Raw genomic sequence first — 19,153 nt, 5'->3', positions numbered from 1 at the left:
ACGACCACACGGGGGCACGAGGGAGGGGAGCAGCCATGGGTCCGGAGCAGATCCGCCGCTGGGAGTCGGGAGCCCTGGCGCACGCCGTCACGGACCCGTTCGGCCAGGGACCCCTCCCCTGGCTCCGGGGCAGCGAGACGTACTTCGACGACACCGGCCAGGTCGTCCCCTGGTACGTGGACGCGGCCCAGCCCGCCACCGCGCCGGCCGCGGGCACCGGGACCCGTGTCCCGGCCCCCCGCTCCGCCGGAGGCCCCCGTGCCGCCGACGACGTCCGCCGTCAGATCAAGGGCTTCACCTCCACCGGCGCCGTCGCCCCCGGCGAGGCCATCGACTTCCACATCACGGTCGACCCGCCCCAGGAGTTCGCCGTCGACGTCTACCGCATCGGCCACTACGGCGGTGACGGCGCCGCGAAGATCACCACCAGCCCGCGCCTCTCCGGCATCGTCCAGCCCCCGCCCCTCACCGCGGACCGCACGGTCTCCTGCCACCACTGGTGGCTCAGCTGGCGCCTCCAGATCCCCTCGTACTGGAGCGTCGGGGCGTACGTGGCCGTCCTCACCACCGCCGACGGCTACCGCTCCCACGTCCCCTTCACGGTCCGCCACGACGAACCGGCCGACCTGCTCCTGCTCCTCCCGGACGTCACCTGGCAGGCGTACAACCTCTACCCGGAGGACGGCCGCACCGGCGCCAGCCTCTATCACGCCTGGGACGAGGACGGCCGTCTGCTGGGCGAGTCGGACGCCGCGACCACGGTCTCCTTCGACCGCCCGTACGCGGGCGCCGGCCTGCCCCTCCACGTCGGCCACGCCTACGACTTCATCCGCTGGGCCGAGCGCTACGGCTACGACCTCGCCTACGCCGACGCCCGCGACCTGCACTCCGGCCGCGTCGACCCCACCCGCTACCGGGGCCTGGTCTTCCCGGGCCACGACGAGTACTGGTCGGCGAACATGCGCCGCACGGTGGAGCGGGCCCGCGACCACGGCACGTCCCTCGTCTTCCTCTCCGCCAACACCATGTACTGGCAGGTGGAGTTGGGCCCGTCGCCGTCCGGCGTCCCCGACCGCCTCCTCACCTGCCGCAAGCGCCGAGGCCCCGGCCGCCCGGTCCTGTGGCGCGAGATCGACCGCCCCGAGCAGCAGCTGGTCGGCATCCAGTACGCGGGCCGCGTCCCCGACCCGGCCCCGCTGATCGTGCGCAACGCCGACCACTGGCTGTGGGAGGCGACCGGGGCGCACGAGGGCGACGAGATCGAGGGCCTGGTCGCGGGCGAGGCCGACCGCTACTTCCCGCGCACCGCGCTCCCCGAGCACGACGACCGCATCCTGCTCGCGCACTCCCCGTACACCGACACCGAGGGCGCCGTCCGCCACCAGGAGACGTCCCTCTACCGCGCCCCCTCCGGCGCCCTGGTCTTCGCGTCGGGGACGTTCGCCTGGTCCCCGTCCTTGGACCGCCCGGGCCATGTGGACCCCCGCGTCCAGCGTGCCACCGCCAACCTCCTGGACCGCATCTGCAAGCGTGACTGACCCACAGCCAGGGGGCTGACCGACCCCAAGTCCAAGGTCAGGCCCCCATACGGGACAATCGACCCGTTGGACAGAACCACGGGGAGGAACCGTGTCCGGATTCGTAGAAAAGCCCGAGCCGCTCCAGGTTCCGGGTCTGGTGCACCTGCACACCGGGAAGGTGCGCGAGCTGTACCAGAACGAGGCGGGCGACCTCGTGATGGTCGCCAGCGACCGCATCTCCGCTTACGACTGGGTGCTGCCCACCGAGATCCCCGACAAGGGCCGCGTTCTCACCCAGCTCTCCCTGTGGTGGTTCGACCAGCTCGCCGACCTGATCCCGAACCACATCATCAGCACCGACCTCCCCGAGGGCGCCCCCGCCGACTGGGCGGGCCGCACGGTGGTCTGCAAGTCGCTCCAGATGGTCCCGGTGGAGTGCGTGGCCCGCGGCTACCTCACCGGCTCCGGCCTGGTCGAGTACAACGAGTCCCGTACGGTCTGCGGCCTCGCCCTCCCCGAGGGCCTGTCCGACGGCAGCGAGCTCCCCGCCCCGATCTTCACCCCGGCCACCAAGGCCGCCGTCGGCGAGCACGACGAGAACGTGTCGTACGAGGAGGTCGCCCGCCAGGTCGGCGCCGACACCGCCGCCCAACTGCGCCAGGCCACCCTCGCCGTCTACACCCGCGGCCGGGACATCGCCCGCGACCGGGGCATCCTCCTCGCGGACACCAAGTTCGAGTTCGGCTTCGACGGCGACACCCTCGTCATCGGCGACGAGGTCCTCACCCCGGACTCGTCCCGCTTCTGGCCGGCCGAGTCGTGGGAGCCGGGGCATGCGCAGCCGTCGTACGACAAGCAGTTCGTGCGCGACTGGCTGACCTCGGCGGACTCGGGCTGGGACCGCAAGAGCGAGCAGCCGCCGCCGGCGCTGCCGCAGGAGGTCGTGGACCGGACCCGCGCCAAGTACATCGAGGCGTACGAGCGCCTGACGGGCACGAGCTGGTCGTGACACAGGCGGGCCCCCGGGAAACCGGGGGCCACCGCACCGACCCAACGCGAAAGCCCCCGGCCGGAACCGGGGGCTTTCACATGGAGCGAACGACGAGGTTCGAACTCGCGACCTCAACCTTGGCAAGGTTGCGCTCTACCAACTGAGCTACGTTCGCAGTGCGCCGAAGCGCGATGCCCACTATACCCAACCTCGCTCCCGCGCGAGACGCACGGCCGCGTGCCGGTTCTCCGCACCGAGCTTGGAGACGGCCGACGACAGATAGTTCCGTACGGTCCCCTGGGACAGCGCGGCCCGCTCGGCGATCTCCGCGACGGGCGCCCCGTCGGCGGCGAGTTCCAGCACCTCGGCCTCGCGCACGGTCAGCGGGGAGTCCCCGGCGGAGATCGCGTCGGCGGCCAACTCGGGGTCCACGTAACGGTTTCCGGCGTGCACCGTGCGGATGATCTCGGCGAGCTTCTGCGCGCTCACGGTCTTGGGGACGAACCCGCGCACACCCGCCTCAAGGGCCCGCTTCAGATGACCGGGCCGCCCGTGACTGGTCACGATCAGCACCCGGCAGCCGGGCAGTTCGGCCCGCAGCGATGTGGCGACCTTCACACCGTCCGCTCCGGGCGTCTGAAGATCGAGCACGGCCACATCAGGCTCGTGCGCCCGGGCCATCGCCAGCGCCTCGGGACCGGACGCGGCCTCGGCGACCACCGCCAGATCGTCCTCCAGAGCCAGCAGCGCCGCCAGCGCACCCCGGATCAGATGCTCGTCATCGGCGAGCAGCAGCCGCACAGTCATGAGCCCCCTCCCGCCGGCACCTGAGCCATGAGCCGTCCGGTCACAACCCTTCCCGTCAACGCCTGAGCAACGAGCCCCGCGGTCACGAGACCACCCCCGTCAGCATCCGAGCCATCAGCCGTCCGGTCGCAACCCTTCCCGTCGGCGCCTGAGCAACGAGCCCCGCGGTCACGAGACCACCCCCGTCGGCACCTGAGCCACCAGCCGGAACACACCCTCCCGCACGGGACCCGCCTCCAGCGTCCCGTCCACCGCCGCCAGCCGCTCGCGCAGCCCGGCGAGTCCGGATCCGCCCCGACCCTGTGCGGACCCGCCCCGCCCGGGCCTGTCCCGCGTGGAGCCGCCCGGGCCCGGGGGCCCGGCGGCGCCGTCGTTCTCCACCGTCAGCACCACACCGTCCTCCGATCTGCGCACGGCCACCGTGCACCGCTGGGCGTCGCCGTGCCGCAGGACGTTCGTGGTGGCCTCCCGGACCACCCAGCCGAGCGCCGACTGCACCTCGGCGGGCAGCCCCGCGGCCTGGCCGGTCACCTCGCACTCGATCCCGGCGGCCCGCAACACACCCTGCGCACCGATCAGTTCGACCCCGAGATCGGCGTCCCGGTACCCCCGTACGACCTCCCGCACCTCGCGCTGGGTGTCGTGCGCGATCCGCTGCACCTCGGTCATCTGGTCCACCGCCTCGTGACGGCCCCGGTGCGCCAACTGCACGGCCAGCTCGCTCTTCAGCGCGATCACCGCGAGGTTCCGCCCCACCACGTCGTGCAGATCACGGCCGAACCGCAGCCGTTCCTCGGCGACGGCGAGCCGGGCCCGGGTCTCGCGGGCCTCGTCGAGTTCGTAGACGGCGTTGAGGAGCCACACGGAGAAGACGGAGGTGAAGGCGAGGAACCCGCCGCCGAGCAGCACCGCGACCCCGGTCGCCAGCGCGGTCGGCAGGGCGACGCCCAGCGGGAACCCGCCGAGCACCGCGCCGCCGGCGAAACCGCTCACCACGGCGAACACCCGCCGCCGCCTGCGGACCCCCAGGGCCATGACGCCCGCGCCGAAGATCAGGACCACCCCGAACATCCCGCCGACCGCGGTGTCGACGTCGTCCCCGCCCGGGCCGCGCTCGACGACGCCGATCGCCGTGGCGGCGACCACGGCGGTGACCGTGCCGAGTGTCCACAGCATGTGGACGGGCTGTCCGCGGCGCCCGCGCGTCCAGTCCAGCGCCCGCGACGCGGTCACCGCACAGGTCACGGCGTGCACGGTCACCAGCGTGAGCAGCAGTGCCGCGAGCCAGAGCGGCATCGCACCGAGCAGCGGCAGCCCGACCGCGGCGACCTCGATCACCGCGAAGAAATGGAACGACCACCGGGTGTACGTCTCGACCTTGGCCGGCGTGCTCTTCCGCCGCCACCAGCCCCGCCGCCACCAGCCCCGCGGCCGGCTCGACTCCCGGTCCTCCACGTCCCCCATGCCCCCCAAGTCCATCCCCCTGCTCAGCGCCGCGGTTCCCACCGGAACCACCGCCGTACAGCAAACACGCCCAGCGCGACCCAGGCCAGCGCGGTCAGCGCGGCCCCCAGCGCCTCGTACGCCGAGAGGTCCCCGCTCCAGCCGCCGCGCACCAGCGTGATCACCGGGCTGAGCGGGAGCAGCTCGCAGAACGAGGCCAGCCGGTCCGGCAGCATCTCCAGCGGCACCATCACCCCGGAGCCCGCCATCGTGACCAGCATCATCGGTACCCCGGTGACCTGTGCGCTCTCCACGGTCCGGGTGAAGCTCGCGGTGACGGCGGCGAGGGACGCGCAGATCACCAGGCCCAGCAGCAGCCCGAGGACGGCGAGCGCGACCGCCTTCGGCGCGGCCACGTCCAGCAGGACGGAGCAGCCGACCGCCAGCAGCAGCGACTGCAGCAGCCCGGTGGCGACGGCGGGCAGCGCCGCCCCGGCGAGGATCTCCGCGTCCCGCGGTTCCCCGGTGCGCAGCCGCTTGAGGACGAGTTCCTCGCGCCGCCCGACGAAGACGCCGACGAGCGCCATGTACACCGCGAACAGCAGCGAGAAGCCGATGGCGCCGGGCAGCAGCACCAGCCCCATGCTGAGCCCCGCCTCGGCCAGGTCCATGTCCTGGACGACCGCCCGCACGCTGAACGGCAGCATCAGCGGCACGAACACCGCGGAGAAGATCATGCCCTTGCTCCGCAGGAACAGGGTCAGTTCGGCCCGGCCGAGCGCCGAGATCCGCCCGACGGGCGTGCTGAGAGCCTCGCTCATGCCACCTTCTCCTCGGCTTGTGTCCCCTCGGCCTGCATCCGCTCGGCGATCCCCAGGAACGCCTCCTCCAGCGAGGCCGACCGCACATCGAGCCGCCGCAGCTCGACCCCGGCCGCCTCCGCCCAGCCCAGCACCCGGGTCGCCGCCCGCTGCAGCTCCCGCGTCCGCAGCCGTACGACCCTCCCGTCGACCTCGTGGGCCAGTACCCCCAGCTCCCCGAGCGGCGGCAGATCGCCCACGAAGTACCCCTCGGGCAGTTCGAAGGAGATCCGCGAGGGCTGCGCGGCCGTCACCTCGGCCGGTGTCCCGCGGGCCGCGATGCGCCCCTCGTGGAGGATGGCGAGCCGGTCGGCGAGGCCTTCGGCCTCCTCCAGGTAGTGCGTGGTCAGCAGCACGGTCGTACCGGCGTCCCGCAGCGCCCGCACCAACTCCCAGGTGTCCCGGCGCCCTTCGGCGTCGAGCCCGGTCGTCGGCTCGTCGAGGAACAGCACCTCGGGCCGGCCGAGCAGCGCGAGCGCGAGGTCCAGGCGCCGCCGCTCGCCTCCGGACAACTGCTTCACGCGGACGTCGCTCCGGCGCGCGAGCCCGACGAGCTCCAGCGCTTCGAGCGGCGGCCGTGCCCCGCTCACGCACCCCGCCCACATCCGCGCGGTCTCGGCGACGGTCAGCTCGGACGGAAAGCCGCCCTCCTGGAGCATCACTCCGGTCCGGGGCCGTACGACGGCCCGCTCGGCGTGGGGGTCGTGCCCGAGCACCCGCACCCGGCCCCCGGCCGGCCGGGCGAGCCCTTCCAGCAGTTCGACGGTGGAGGTCTTGCCGGCCCCGTTGGTGCCGAGCAGCGCGAAGACCTCGCCGCGGGCCACGGAGAAACTGATCCCGCGGACCGCTTCGAACCCGCCCCCGTAGACGCGTCGCAGGTCGGTGACCTCAATCACGTTCGTGTTCGTGTCCATGGTCCAAGCGTCCCGGCGCTCCGGACCCGGCAGGAGTGCGCGCTGTCATCACTCGGCATGACATATGTCAGACGCCTGGGGCCGGACATCGGGCGGGCATGAAAAAAGCCCCCGGCCGAAGCCGGGGACTTTGATCTGGAGCGGACGACGAGGCTCGAACTCGCGACCTCAACCTTGGCAAGGTTGCGCTCTACCAACTGAGCTACGTCCGCATTGCCTCCGACCGGCTCTCACCGATCGGCGCGAGCACCAGCCTACCTGATCCACAAGGGACACAGGACCGGTGATGCAGAGCGGGTGACAGGAATTGCACACTGCGCCTTCCCCCTGGAAGGGGGATGTTCTGCTACTGAACTACACCCGCATGTACTCCGTGGGCTGGGCTTTTCGGCCTCGCCCCTCGGCGTGCTCCAGACTCTAGCCGACCAGGAGGGGTGCAGCGCAAGTCGGTTGTCCCGAGGGGCGGGTGACCGGCCGTCGACGGGGCTACTGCGCCTCGGCGAAGGCCTCGTAGACCTTCTTGGGGATGCGGCCGCGGGCGGGCACGTCCATCTTGTTGGCCTGGGCCCAGGCGCGGACCGCCGCCGGGTCGGGAGCCACCTCGGTCTGCTTGTACGCCTTGCCGGACCTCGACCGCTTCCGGCCGGCTTCCACGTAGGGCTCGAGGGCCTTACGCAGTTTCTTGGCATTCGCTTGATTCAGGTCGATCTCGTACGACTTGCCGTCCAGTCCGAAGGCGATCGTTTCCGCCGCTTCCGAGCCGTCGATGTCGTCAAAGAGAGTGACCACGACCTTCTGCGCCACGAATATCGGTCCCTTCCTACGGCACTTGCCAATTCATTTGTACAGTGCCCGGCAATGCAATGTGAAGCCCGACTAAATCCTTTGGCGTGTCCGAGCGCAATAGGTATCGGGTGTCGATCCCGGATCTTTCCCGGAAATTTTCGTGAACGCGGCCCCGAAACCTGCCCGGATACCCTGGCCGGATGCCTGATCGTGACGGCGCTCACGTAGTTTCCTACAAGTCGACGCGCGTAGAAATTTTGTGCGGGTAGTCTGAAGGTGCCTGTTGGAGGACACCCGCAGGAACCTTGCTCAGCACCACACACCGGGAGTGCCAGTGGCACGCGTCGTAGTCGACGTCATGCTCAAGCCGGAGATCCTCGACCCCCAGGGCCAGGCGGTGCAGCGCGCACTGCCGCGTCTGGGTTTCGAAGGCATCTCGGACGTCCGTCAGGGAAAGCGTTTCGAACTGGAAGTTGACGGGCCGGTCGACGAGGCCGCGCTCGCCCGCATCCATGATCTTGCGGAATCCTTCCTCGCCAACACCGTGATCGAAGACTTCACGGTGAAGGTGGAAGAAGTCGCGGAGGCGGCGAAGTGACCGCTCGTATTGGCGTCGTCACTTTCCCGGGGAGTCTCGACGACCGGGACACCCAGCGCGCGATCCGCCTCGCGGGCGCCGAACCGGTCGCCCTCTGGCACAAGGACAAGGACCTCCACCAGGTGGACGCGGTCGTCCTCCCCGGTGGTTTCTCCTACGGCGACTATCTGCGGGCCGGCGCCATCTCCCGCTTCTCGCCCGTGATGGAGTCGGTCATCGAGCAGGCGAAGGCCGGCCTGCCGGTCCTCGGTATCTGCAACGGCTTCCAGATCCTCACCGAGGCGCACCTGCTGCCCGGCGGGATGCTCGGCAACGACCACCTGCACTTCATCTGCCGCGACCAGAAGCTGCGGGTGGAGAACGCGGAGACGTCCTGGACCAGCGACTACACCGCCGGCCAGGAGATCCACATCCCGCTGAAGAACATGGACGGCCGCTATGTGGCCGACCAGTACACGCTGGACAAGCTGGAGGCCGAGGGCCGGGTGGCGTTCCGCTACCTGGACTTCAACCCCAACGGCTCGCTCAACGACATCGCGGGCATCACCAACGAGGCCGGCAACGTCGTGGGCCTCATGCCGCACCCGGAGCACGCCGTCGAGCCGCTCATCGGGTCGGGCCGCACCGACGGCCTCCCCTTCTTCACCTCGATCCTCAAGAAGCTGGTCAACGCATGAGCCGGACGCCTCTGGACACGGTCGAGCACGCGGCCGCGACCCCCGACGTCGAGCTGCCCTGGGCCGAACTCGGCCTGAAGAAGGACGAGTACGAGAGGGTCGTCGAGATCCTCGGCCGCCGCCCCACCGGCGCGGAACTGGCCATGTACTCGGTCATGTGGTCCGAGCACTGCTCGTACAAGTCCTCCAAGGTCCACCTGCGCCAGTTCGGCGAGAAGGCACCGCAGAGCGACGCCCTCCTCGTCGGCATCGGTGAGAACGCCGGTGTCGTCGACGTCGGCCAGGGCTACGCGGTCACCTTCAAGGTCGAGTCGCACAACCACCCCTCCTACGTCGAGCCCTACCAGGGCGCGGCCACGGGCGTGGGTGGCATCGTGCGCGACATCATCGCGATGGGTGCCCGGCCGGTGGCGGTCGTGGACCCGCTGCGGTTCGGTGCCGCCGACCACCCCGACACCAAGCGGGTGCTGCCGGGTGTCGTCGCCGGCATCGGCGGCTACGGCAACTGCCTGGGCCTGCCCAACATCGGCGGCGAGGTCGTCTTCGACGCCTGCTACCAGGGCAACCCGCTGGTCAACGCCGGTGCCATCGGCGTCATGCGGCACGAGGACATCCACCTCGCCAAGGCGTCCGGCGCGGGCAACAAGGTCATCCTGTACGGGGCCCGCACGGGCGGCGACGGCATCGGCGGCGCCTCCATCCTGGCCTCCGAGACCTTCGACGACGCCAAGCCGTCCAAGCGCCCCGCGGTCCAGGTCGGCGACCCCTTCCAGGAGAAGCTCCTCATCGAGTGCACCCTGGAGGCCTTCCAGGAGAAGCTGGTCGTCGGCATCCAGGACCTCGGTGCCGCCGGTCTCTCCTGCGCCACCAGCGAGCTGGCCTCCAACGGCTCCGGCGGCATGCGCGTCACCCTCGACGACGTCCCCCTGCGCGACTCGACCCTCTCTCCCGAGGAAATCCTCATGAGTGAGTCGCAGGAACGCATGTGCGCGGTCGTGGAGCCGGAGAAGGTCGACCGGTTCCTGGAGATCTGCGACAAGTGGGACGTCATCGCCACGGTGATCGGTGAGGTCACGGACGGCGACCGGCTGGAGATCTTCTGGCACGGCGGCAAGATCGTCGACGTCGACCCGCGCACGGTCGCGCACGACGGCCCGGTCTACGAGCGCCCCTACGCCCGCCCGGCCTGGCAGGACGAGCTCCAGGCGGACGACGCCGGCAGGCTTCCCCGGCCCGCGACTTCGGAGGAACTGAAGCAGCAGGTCCTGAAGCTCGTGTCGTCCCCCAACCAGGCATCCAAGAAGTGGATCACGTCTCAGTACGACCACTTCGTGCAGGGCAACACGGTGCTGGCCCAGCCCGAGGACTCGGGCATGATCCGCATCGACGAGGAGACCGGCCTCGGCGTCGCCATCGCGACGGACGGCAACGGCCGCTACGCCAAGCTCGACCCGTACCACGGCGCCCAGTTGGCGCTGGCGGAGGCGTACCGCAACGTCGCCACCACCGGCGCCAAGCCGCTCGCGGTGTCGGACTGCCTGAACTTCGGCTCGCCCGAGGACCCGGCCGTCATGTGGCAGTTCGCGGAGGCCATCCGCGGACTGGCCGACGCCTGCCAGCAGTTGGGCACCCCGGTGACCGGCGGCAACGTCTCGCTCTACAACCAGACCGGCGAGGTCGCCATTCACCCGACCCCCGTGGTCGCGGTGCTCGGCGTCATCGACGACGTCGCCCGCCGCACGCCCGTCGCCTTCCAGGAGGAGGGGCAGCTGCTCTACCTCCTCGGCGACACCCGTGAGGAGTTCGGCGGCTCGGCGTGGTCGCAGGTCGTCCACGACCACCTGGGCGGGCTGCCGCCGAAGGTGGACCTGGAGCGCGAGCGCCTGCTGGCCGAGATCCTGATCTCCGCCTCCCGCGACGGCATGATCGACTCCGCGCACGACCTCTCCGACGGCGGTCTGATCCAGGCGGTCGTGGAGTCGGCGCTGCTCGGCGGCAAGGGCGCGCGTCTGGTCGTACCGGACGGGCTCGACGCCTTCACCTTCCTCTTCTCGGAGTCGGCGGGGCGCGCGGTCGTCGCCGTGCCGCGCTCGGAGGAGGTCCGCTTCAACGACATGTGCGGTGCGCGGGGCCTGCCGGTCACCCGCATCGGTGTCGTCGACGGCGAAACCGTCGAGATCCAGGGCGAGTTCGCGCTCTCCCTGGAGGAGCTGAAGAAGGCCCACGAGGAGACGATCCCGGCGCTGCTCGCCTAGTCGGTGATACGCCTGTGAAGGCCCCGGCCGTTTCGACGGCCGGGGCCTTCGGGCGTGTTAGCTTCGGCCCTCATCGTGATCACGGGGGACGAGGGTGATGGAGTACTGGCGCATACCCGGCCGCGGCGGCAGGCTCAGTGACCGGCTCAACCGACTCGTGGTGATCGCCGCGGTGCTCGGCATCGGGGCCGGTGGCTGGGGGCTGTGGCTGGAGACGGACGAGGCGCTCGACCGCGCCGACAGCCGGGAGAAGATCACCCGGGCCTGTGAGGGGCTGGTCGATCCCGACAAGGTGCTCGGCCTCAACGGCGGTACCGACCGGGCCCGCCCGGGCAGCGGCACCGACGACGTGATGTTCGACCTCGACATCTCCACGCCGCTGGCCACGATGCCGACCGACTGCGTGATCTACCGGGTCGGGGAGCCGGAGACCTCGTACGAGCACTTCCTGCTGTCGGTGTGGGCGACCCCGTCCGACGCGTACGCGCACATCGCCGACGGCTCGGACGATCCGTTCGACGTGTGGACGCGTCGCGGGAGCGACGACGTGACCCAGGAGGCCGACCGGAGCGCCGCGTACCCGCTCGGCGACGGGCGGCTCGGCACGTACGGCGACAACAGCGTGTCCGTGAAGGCCGGTTGCGCCAACGAGCCGGAGGGGAAGACCTCGGTCAACGCGCTGGCGGTGGCCCGGTACGCCGCGGACGGCAGCCCGCTCTCCGACGCCGACCGCCGCACCCTCGCCGAACTCGCCCGCACCGCCGCCGAACGGCTCGCCGACAGGACGGGCTGCACGGCCGAGCTGCCCGCCCTCCCGGCCGAACTCCCGCCCACCAGCAGGAGGTTGACGGCCGCCGACACGGCCGAGGGAACCTGCGCCTGGTACGCCGCCCTCCTGCGCCACCGGGACCGGGGGCGCCTGCCCGACCGCGCCCTCGGCGCCCCGGCCGGCGCCCACAGCTCTGAGGAGAGCTGCCTGCTCGCGGTGAGCGACGACGAGGCGGGCGCGATCTGGTCCGGGCTGAGCGAGAAGGAGCGCGGCAGGAAGCCGTACACCCCCTGGTGGCTCAAGGCCGAGTCGTACTTCGGGGACGAGGCCGGCGAGGTCGTCGCCGAGGGCCTCGGTGACGAGCAGCGGTCCCTCGACCCCGGCACGACGGGCGTCGACACCGAGGCCGGTGTCTGGTGGGCGTCCTCCACCTGCGGCGGCGAGCCGGCCGTCCACACGCTGACCGTCCGGTACCCGTACGAGAAGTACATCCGCCCCCACCTCCGCGAGCTGTTCCGGGCCTACGTCGACGACGTCGCCGCCCGCCGCGCCTGCACGGGCCTGGAGTTCCCCACCGACTTCAGCTCTTGACCGGCACGGGAGCGGGGACGGGCCGCGCGGACACGGGCCCCGCCTTGGGCAGCCGCAGCGCCAGCGCCACCCCCAGCGCCATCAGCCCCGCCCCGCACAGGAACACCGTGTCCATGGCCGAGACGTACGACGTCATGTCCGTGCCGTCGCTCAGCCTGCTGATCAGGGTGCCGAACAGGGCGGCGCCCAGGGCCGTGCCGAGGGTCTGGAAGAAGCGGACGGCGGTCGTCGCGACGCCGAGCTGATGGCGGGGTGCGGAGTCCTGGACGAGCTGGATCAGCTGGCCGATCAGCTGACCGAACCCGGCGCCGACGAGGAGCAGTTCGGCGCGCAGCCACCACAGCGAGGTGTGGGTGCCGGTGGTGGCCAGCAGGAGGAAGGCGCCCGCGGTCACGGCCGAGCCAGTGATCACGAACGTCCGCTCGGACCAGCCGCGTTCGGTGAGCTTGCCGGTGACGATGCCGACCACGGTCATGCCGATCGCCATCGGGATGAGGTACAGGCCCGCCGAGGAGCTCGGGATGCCGCGGACGACCTGGAGGTAGACCATCACGTAGTACATGGAGCCGACCATGGCCGCGCCGACGAGCCCCTGGACGGCGAAGCCCCAGCGCAGTTCCGGCACCCGGAACATCGACAGCGGCAGGATCGGCTCGGCGGCGGTCCGCTGGCGGCGCAGGAAGAGGGCGAGGGCCGCGACCGAGGTCAGCGTCAACCCGATGACCTGCGGTGACGTCCAGGCGTATGTCTTGCCGCCCCACTCGGTGACCAGCAGCAGCGTGGTGGAGAAGGCGGCGGCGAGGGCCGCGCCGGGGAAGTCGATGCGGTGGCGCTCGGTGTGCCGGGGGAGTTTCAGGACGAGTGCGCCGAGGGCGAGGACGGCGATGCCGATGGGCAGGTTGACGTAGAAGATCCACCGCCAGCTGGCGTGGTCGGACAGCACCCCGCCGAGCCACGGGCCGAGCGCCATGCCGCCGCCGGCGACGATGCCGCCCATGCCGGCGCCCTTGCCGTCTTTCTCCTTGCCGGGCTCCTTGAGCTGGGTGATGACCACCATGGTCACGCTCATCAGCCCGCCGGCGCCGATGCCCTGCACCGCGCGGGCGGCGATCAGCTGGCCGATCGACTGGGCGGCGCCGCACAGCGCCGAGCCGAACAGGAAGGTGCCGACGGCCCCGAGGAACACCTGCTTGGCGCCGAGGGTGTCGCACAGCTTGCCGTAGAGCGGCAGCACCGCGGCCGAGGCCAGCGAGAACGCGCTGACCAGCCAGGGGATCGTGTCGATGCCGTGGGCGGGGTCGAGGTCCCGGACGATCGGGACGGTGGCCGCGGACACGATCTGCATGTCCAGGACGGCCAGGACGATCGTGGCGAGGCAGACGAGGAAGCCGATTTTCCGCTGGGTCTCGGTCATGGGACCACCGTGCCCGACGATTGTGTACCGAGTCAATGTTTTATCTCGGCTCAAATTTCATCTTGGTACAGTGAGGCCATGGCTTTTGCTGAGGGCATGGGACTGCGCGAGCGCAAGAAGCTCCAGACCGCGCTGCGGATCTACCGCACCGCGGTGGCGCTGTTCGACGAGAAGGGCTTCGACGCCGTCTCCGTGCAGGAGATCGCCGACGCCTCCGAAGTCTCCAAGATGACCGTCTTCAACTACTTCGGCACGAAAGAGGACCTGGTCTTCAAGCCGATGGAGGAGCACTTCCACGACCCCGCCCGCGCCGTGCGCGAACGCAAGCCGGGCGAGTCCGCCGTGGCGGCCGTACGCCGGCAGTTCCTGGAGCTGATCGAGGGCCGCGACCCCTCGATCGGCCTGCACGCCGAACCCTTCGCACGCCGCATCCGCTCGGTGATCATGGCAACGCCGGTGCTGCGCGACCGCGCCTACGTGTCGGCCGAGAAGGGCGCCCTCGCCCTCGCCGAGCTGCTCACCGAGGAGACCGGCGACCGCACCCTCGCCCTGATCGCCGCCTCCACCCTCACCTCCGTCCGCCAGGCGCTGGTCGAGGAGCACCACCTGCGCATCGACGCCGGCGAGAGCGTGGACGAGGTCGCCGCCGACGCCGCCGAACGGGCCGAGCGGGCCTTCGCGTTGGTCGAGCAGGGCCTCGCCGGGTACGCCGTCCGACCGGCCTAGGCTGACCCCCATGCCACCGGCCAAGAAGCGCGCGCGCAGCTACGACCCCGCCAAGATCCGCACCGCGGTGCTCACCCAGTTCGGACACGTACGACAGGCCGTACGCACCCTCACCCCCGAGCAACTGGCCGCCCCCACCCGCCTCGGCGACTGGACCGTCCGCGACCTCGCCGCCCACCTCACCATGGCCGTCGAGGCCATCAGCAACGCCCTCGCCCTGGAGGAACCGCCGAAGCGCGCCCTCGACCTCCTGGACTGGCCCGCCACCACCGCCTCCAGGGGCGCCGACATCGACGACGGCACCCGGCAGCTCGCGCAGGACAACCCCGACCTCGACGCCCTCTACGCCCGCACCGAGGACCGCTTCACCGCGAGCCTCGACCAGGCCCCCGAGGACCGCCTCATCGGCAGCCGCACCGGCGCCATGACCCTCGCCGACTACCTGGTCACCCGCACCGTCGAACTCGTCGTCCACACCGACGACCTGAACGCCGCCGTCCCCGGCCTCGACATCCCCCACGACCGCCAGGCCCTGGCCGCCTGCACCCGGTTCCTCGCCGACACCCTCGCCGCGAAGGCACCCGGCGGCTCGACCGAGGTGCGCATCCCCCCGTACGCCGTCGTCCAGTGCGTCGAGGGCCTCCGGCACACCCGCGGCACCCCGCCGAACGTCGTCGAGACCGACCCGCTGACCTGGGTCCGGCTCGCGACCGGGCGGGTGACCTGGCAGGACGCCGTGGCGGACGCCAAGGTGAGCGCGAGCGGGGAGCGGGCTGACCTCGGCGGGCTGCTGCCCCTGATGGGGTGACCGAGGGAACCCGCCCTGCGTCCCACCCGTCCCACCGGCATGGACACCCAGCGAATGACCCTCGCCGTCCTGACCGTCCTCCCGCTCGCCGCGGCCTGCGGAACCGAGCAGGCCGACGGCGGTGCGGTGAGCGCCGAACCGCCCGTCACCGGCGTCCACTGGAGCGTCGACAGCGTCACCGTGGACGGCACCACCCACCGGGCCCCCACCGGAGCGAACGTCACGATCGAGGACGGCAGGGCGGCCGGCAACTACGGCTGCAACCACTTCACCGCCAAGGTCACCTTCGAGGACGACGCCCTCCGGCTCAGCGACACCACCACCACGGAGATGGCCTGCGAGAAGCGGCCCATGGCCTTCGAGGAGACCCTCGCCCGCACCCTGGCCGACGGCGCCCTGAAGACCGACGTCACCGGCGACCGGCTCACCCTCACCACCGACACCGGTGACACGGTCCGCCTGGCCAAGGAACCGGACGCCCCGCTGTACGGCACGAAATGGGGCATCACCGCACCCGGCCCCACCGGCGACGCCCACCTGAGCTTCGACAAGAAGACCGGGAAGGTCACCGGCAGCCTCGGCTGCAACAGGGTCACCGCGACCGCCACGGTCAGCGACGGGCATATCACCCTGGGCGCGCCGGCCACTACCCGAATGGTGTGCGACACCTCACTCATGAAGACGGAGAAGAGCCTGCTGGGCCTCTTCGACAGCACGGTGAAGTACAAACTGGATCACCGCTCCCTCTCGCTGACCAGCGAAAACGGAAAAACTGCCAAGGCCGTCGCCGTCGGGTGATCCATGACCGGGGCGTCCACCGGCCATTCCCCAATTCGGACCAGTGGTCGACCTCGCCTACACTCGGGGACGTGCCACGTGGTGACGGTCGACTCAATCACGATCTGCTCCCCGGCGAGAAAGGCCCCCAGGACGCGTGTGGCGTCTTCGGTGTCTGGGCTCCGGGCGAAGAGGTCGCAAAGCTCACGTACTTCGGGCTCTACGCCCTCCAGCATCGGGGCCAGGAATCCGCGGGTATCGCGGTCAGCAACGGCTCCCAGATCCTCGTCTTCAAGGACATGGGCCTCGTGTCCCAGGTCTTCGACGAGACCTCTCTCGGTTCGCTCCAGGGTCACATCGCGGTCGGACACGCCCGCTACTCGACCACCGGCGCCTCCGTGTGGGAGAACGCCCAGCCGACGTTCCGTGCCACCGCGCACGGCTCGATCGCGCTCGGCCACAACGGCAACCTGGTCAACACGGCGCAGCTCGCCGAGATGGTCGCCGACCTCCCGAAGGACACCAACGGCCGCTCGACCCGCGTCGCGGCCACCAACGACACCGACCTGCTCACCGCGCTCCTCGCGGCCCAGGTCGACGAGGACGGCAAGCCGCTGACCATCGAGGAGGCCGCTCACACGGTCCTCCCGCAGGTGCGCGGCGCGTTCTCCCTCGTCTTCATGGACGAGCACACCCTCTACGCCGCCCGCGACCCGCAGGGCATCCGCCCGCTGGTCCTCGGCCGCCTGGAGCGGGGCTGGGTCGTCGCCTCGGAGTCCGCCGCCCTCGACATCTGCGGCGCGTCCTACGTCCGCGAGATCGAGCCGGGCGAGTTCGTCGCCATCGACGAGAACGGCCTGCGCACCTCCCGATTCGCGGAAGCGAAGCCCAAGGGCTGCGTCTTCGAGTACGTGTACCTGGCCCGCCCCGACACCGACATCGCCGGCCGCAACGTGTACCTCTCCCGCGTGGAGATGGGCCGCAAGCTGGCGAAGGAAGCCCCCGTCGACGCCGACCTGGTCATAGCGACTCCGGAGTCCGGCACCCCGGCCGCCATCGGCTACGCGGAAGCCTCCGGCATCCCGTTCGGCGCGGGCCTGGTGAAGAACGCCTACGTCGGCCGTACGTTCATCCAGCCCTCCCAGACGATCCGGCAGCTCGGTATCCGCCTGAAGCTGAACCCGCTGAAGGAAGTCATCAAGGGCAAGCGCCTGGTCGTCGTCGACGACTCGATCGTGCGCGGCAACACCCAGCGCGCCCTGGTCCGCATGCTCCGCGAGGCGGGCGCCGCCGAGGTCCACATCCGGATCTCCTCGCCGCCGGTCAAGTGGCCCTGCTTCTTCGGCATCGACTTCGCCACCCGCGCGGAGCTCATCGCCAACGGCATGACCATCGACGAGATCGGCACCTCGCTCGGCGCCGACTCCCTGGCGTACATCTCCATCGACGGCATGATCGAGGCGACCACCATCGCCAAGCCGAACCTGTGCCGCGCCTGCTTCGACGGCGAGTACCCGATGGAGCTCCCGGACCCCGAGCTGCTCGGCAAGCAGCTCCTGGAGACCGAACTGGCCGCCGGTCCGGCAGCCACGGCGGCGGCCGACGCGATCCGTCGCCCGTAAGCCCTGCAGTACGACACGAAAGTTCTCACCGTCATGTCTGAGACAACTGGTGCCAGCTACGCAGCCGCGGGCGTCGACATCGAGGCGGGCGACCGCGCCGTAGAGCTGATGAAGGAGTGGGTGAAGAAGACGCAGCGCCCCGAGGTCCTCGGCGGCCTCGGCGGTTTCGCCGGCCTCTTCGACGCCTCCGCCCTCAAGAACTACGAGCGTCCCCTGCTCGCCTCCGCCACCGACGGCGTGGGCACCAAGGTGGACATCGCCCGCCAGCTGGGCGTCTACGACACGATCGGCCACGACCTGGTCGCGATGGTCATGGACGACATCGTGGTGTGCGGCGCCGAGCCGCTGTTCATGACCGACTACATCTGCGTCGGCAAGGTCCACCCCGAGCGGGTCGCCGCCATCGTCAAGGGCATCGCCGAGGGCTGTGTGCTCGCCGGCTGCGCCCTGGTCGGCGGCGAGACGGCCGAACACCCCGGCCTGCTGGGCCCGGATGACTTCGACGTCGCCGGCGCCGGTACGGGCGTGGTGGAGGCCGACCGGCTCCTCGGCCCGGATCGCATCCGTACGGGTGACGCGGTCATCGCCATGGCGGCCTCCGGTCTTCACTCGAACGGGTACTCGCTCGTCCGGCACGTCCTGCTGAACCAGGCGAAGCTGTCCCTGGACGCACGGATCGACGAGCTCGGCCGCACCCTCGGCGAGGAGCTCCTGGAGCCCACCAAGATCTACTCGCTGGACTGCCTGGCGCTGATGCGCACCACCGACGTGCACGCCTACTCGCACATCACCGGTGGTGGTCTCGCCGCCAACCTGGCCCGCGTGATCCCCGACGACCTGCACGCGATCGTCGACCGCTCCACCTGGACCCCGGCCCCGATCTTCGACCTCGTCGGCAAGACGGGTCAGGTCGAGCGCCTGGAGCTGGAGAAGACCCTCAACATGGGCGTCGGCATGATCGCGATCGTCCCCGAGGAGTCCACGGACGTGGCCCTCGCCACGCTCGCCGACCGCGGGGTCGAGGCCTGGGTCGCCGGCGAGATCACCGACCGCGGCGACCACGCCACGGGCGCGGAGCTGGTCGGGGACTACGCCTGACAAGGCCGCTGACGGGCAGCGCAAAACCCGGTCCGGTGGTGTGGACCACCCCGGACCGGGTCAAGCACAGCTAGTGCGTCAAGCGCCGCGGCGATGTTGCGACGAAGGACCGGACTCGTCGTCCTCGTCCTCATCGTCGTCGTTGTAGAGACTCGCGTACTCGGCGTACGGGTCGTCTTCGTCCTCGTCGTCCTCGAACGGCTCGCCGTTCGGCGGTTGGCTCGAAGTCGAAGCGCCCAGCTCGCTGGCCAGACGCGACAGGTCAGTCCCGCCGCTGTTGTACTTCAGCTGGCGGGCGACCTTCGTCTGCTTGGCCTTGGCCCGGCCGCGCCCCATGGCTCGACCCCCTCGGTGACGGGGCTCGACGGCCCCAGAGTCTTGACACGCGTTCATGATCTGGAACGGGCTCTCCGTGGAGAGACCGGTCCGTAGGGCTTCCACGGTACCTGAGCCCGCGCCCATACGGTACGTCGCCCGCAGGACGTGCCCGGCCCCAG

The 19,153-nt window shown here is 70.7% G+C and carries 18 protein-coding genes and 3 tRNA genes; 11 read left to right on the top strand and 10 right to left on the bottom strand.

Annotation, left to right across the window (positions count from 1 at the left end; translation table 11 throughout):
* The first annotated feature begins 35 nt into the window (after positions 1–35).
* Both DI272_RS22030 and DI272_RS22025 read left to right on the top strand, forming a co-directional pair.
* Complete coding sequence (locus tag DI272_RS22030; RefSeq protein WP_109497020.1) at positions 36–1,538, top strand: N,N-dimethylformamidase beta subunit family domain-containing protein; 1,503 nt, start codon at positions 36–38, stop codon at positions 1,536–1,538.
* Positions 1,539–1,629: 91 nt separating this feature from the next.
* Positions 1,630–2,529 carry a phosphoribosylaminoimidazolesuccinocarboxamide synthase gene (locus tag DI272_RS22025; protein ID WP_109497019.1) on the top strand — a complete coding sequence of 300 codons (900 nt, stop codon included), beginning with the start codon at positions 1,630–1,632 and terminating at the stop codon, positions 2,527–2,529.
* 81 nt (positions 2,530–2,610) lie between these two features.
* Here DI272_RS22025 and DI272_RS22020 read toward each other — a convergent pair.
* The 8 genes from DI272_RS22020 to DI272_RS21985 form a co-directional block, all read right to left on the bottom strand.
* A tRNA-Gly gene (locus DI272_RS22020) sits at positions 2,611–2,686 on the bottom strand.
* Positions 2,687–2,709: 23 nt separating this feature from the next.
* Positions 2,710–3,318 carry a response regulator transcription factor gene (locus DI272_RS22015; RefSeq protein WP_109497018.1) on the bottom strand — a complete coding sequence of 203 codons (609 nt, stop codon included), beginning with the start codon at positions 3,316–3,318 and terminating at the stop codon, positions 2,710–2,712.
* A 168-nt stretch (positions 3,319–3,486) separates the two neighbouring features.
* Entirely contained in the window at positions 3,487–4,782 is a 1,296-nt protein-coding gene (locus DI272_RS22010) for a sensor histidine kinase (RefSeq protein WP_109497017.1), read from the bottom strand.
* Positions 4,783–4,805: 23 nt separating this feature from the next.
* On the bottom strand, positions 4,806–5,582 hold the full coding sequence (locus DI272_RS22005; RefSeq protein WP_109497016.1) for an ABC transporter permease: 777 nt from the start codon (positions 5,580–5,582) through the stop codon (positions 4,806–4,808).
* Complete coding sequence (locus DI272_RS22000; RefSeq protein ID WP_109497015.1) at positions 5,579–6,535, bottom strand: ABC transporter ATP-binding protein; 957 nt, start codon at positions 6,533–6,535, stop codon at positions 5,579–5,581. The genes DI272_RS22005 and DI272_RS22000 overlap by 4 nt, the downstream gene beginning before the upstream one ends.
* 136 nt (positions 6,536–6,671) lie before the next feature.
* Positions 6,672–6,747: transfer RNA gene (locus tag DI272_RS21995), tRNA-Gly, on the bottom strand.
* Positions 6,748–6,827: 80 nt separating this feature from the next.
* Positions 6,828–6,899: transfer RNA gene (locus DI272_RS21990), tRNA-Gly, on the bottom strand.
* A gap of 122 nt (positions 6,900–7,021) precedes the next feature.
* The gene (locus DI272_RS21985; protein ID WP_037722176.1) at positions 7,022–7,339 is read right to left on the bottom strand and encodes an Lsr2 family protein; all 318 of its coding nucleotides are present in this window, start codon (positions 7,337–7,339) and stop codon (positions 7,022–7,024) included.
* Between the two features lie 316 nt (positions 7,340–7,655).
* On the opposite strand from DI272_RS21985, the gene purS reads away from it, so the two are divergent.
* The 4 genes from purS (at position 7,656) to DI272_RS21965 (ending at position 12,211) form a co-directional block, all read left to right on the top strand.
* Positions 7,656–7,919 (top strand): phosphoribosylformylglycinamidine synthase subunit PurS, encoded by a 264-nt coding sequence (gene purS, locus DI272_RS21980; protein ID WP_015659417.1) that lies wholly within the window; start codon positions 7,656–7,658, stop codon positions 7,917–7,919.
* The gene (purQ, locus tag DI272_RS21975; RefSeq protein WP_109497014.1) at positions 7,916–8,596 is read left to right on the top strand and encodes a phosphoribosylformylglycinamidine synthase subunit PurQ; all 681 of its coding nucleotides are present in this window, start codon (positions 7,916–7,918) and stop codon (positions 8,594–8,596) included. Before purS ends, purQ begins: the two co-directional genes overlap by 4 nt.
* On the top strand, positions 8,593–10,851 hold the full coding sequence (gene purL / locus DI272_RS21970; RefSeq protein ID WP_109497013.1) for a phosphoribosylformylglycinamidine synthase subunit PurL: 2,259 nt from the start codon (positions 8,593–8,595) through the stop codon (positions 10,849–10,851). The genes purQ and purL overlap by 4 nt, the downstream gene beginning before the upstream one ends.
* A gap of 97 nt (positions 10,852–10,948) precedes the next feature.
* Positions 10,949–12,211 (top strand): hypothetical protein, encoded by a 1,263-nt coding sequence (locus DI272_RS21965; protein ID WP_109497012.1) that lies wholly within the window; start codon positions 10,949–10,951, stop codon positions 12,209–12,211.
* Here the strand turns inward: DI272_RS21965 and DI272_RS21960 are convergent.
* Positions 12,201–13,625, bottom strand: coding sequence for an MFS transporter (locus tag DI272_RS21960; protein ID WP_109497011.1), 1,425 nt, complete (start codon positions 13,623–13,625; stop codon positions 12,201–12,203). The genes DI272_RS21965 and DI272_RS21960 overlap by 11 nt on opposite strands.
* A 78-nt stretch (positions 13,626–13,703) precedes the next feature.
* Here DI272_RS21960 and DI272_RS21955 point away from each other — a divergent pair, with 78 nt between their 5' ends.
* The 5 genes from DI272_RS21955 (at position 13,704) to purM (ending at position 18,656) form a co-directional block, all read left to right on the top strand.
* Positions 13,704–14,351, top strand: coding sequence for a TetR/AcrR family transcriptional regulator (locus DI272_RS21955; RefSeq protein WP_109497010.1), 648 nt, complete (start codon positions 13,704–13,706; stop codon positions 14,349–14,351).
* Between the two features lie 10 nt (positions 14,352–14,361).
* Positions 14,362–15,159 carry a maleylpyruvate isomerase family mycothiol-dependent enzyme gene (locus DI272_RS21950; protein ID WP_109497009.1) on the top strand — a complete coding sequence of 266 codons (798 nt, stop codon included), beginning with the start codon at positions 14,362–14,364 and terminating at the stop codon, positions 15,157–15,159.
* A 39-nt stretch (positions 15,160–15,198) separates the two neighbouring features.
* Positions 15,199–15,957 carry an META domain-containing protein gene (locus DI272_RS21945; protein WP_109497008.1) on the top strand — a complete coding sequence of 253 codons (759 nt, stop codon included), beginning with the start codon at positions 15,199–15,201 and terminating at the stop codon, positions 15,955–15,957.
* Positions 15,958–16,028: 71 nt separating this feature from the next.
* The gene (gene purF, locus DI272_RS21940) at positions 16,029–17,558 is read left to right on the top strand and encodes an amidophosphoribosyltransferase (RefSeq protein WP_109497007.1); all 1,530 of its coding nucleotides are present in this window, start codon (positions 16,029–16,031) and stop codon (positions 17,556–17,558) included.
* A 33-nt stretch (positions 17,559–17,591) separates the two neighbouring features.
* Positions 17,592–18,656 (top strand): phosphoribosylformylglycinamidine cyclo-ligase, encoded by a 1,065-nt coding sequence (purM, locus tag DI272_RS21935; RefSeq protein ID WP_109497006.1) that lies wholly within the window; start codon positions 17,592–17,594, stop codon positions 18,654–18,656.
* A gap of 78 nt (positions 18,657–18,734) precedes the next feature.
* Here the strand turns inward: purM and DI272_RS21930 are convergent, their stop codons facing one another.
* The gene (locus DI272_RS21930) at positions 18,735–18,992 is read right to left on the bottom strand and encodes a DUF3073 domain-containing protein (protein ID WP_109497005.1); all 258 of its coding nucleotides are present in this window, start codon (positions 18,990–18,992) and stop codon (positions 18,735–18,737) included.
* Positions 18,993–19,153 lie beyond the last annotated feature (161 nt).

The sequence above is a fragment of the Streptomyces sp. Act143 genome, assembly GCF_003143935.1.
Taxonomy (GTDB): Bacteria; Actinomycetota; Actinomycetes; order Streptomycetales; family Streptomycetaceae; genus Streptomyces.
The sequence above is the reverse complement of the archived record's forward strand: the minus strand, read 5'-3'. Positions and strand labels throughout refer to the sequence as shown.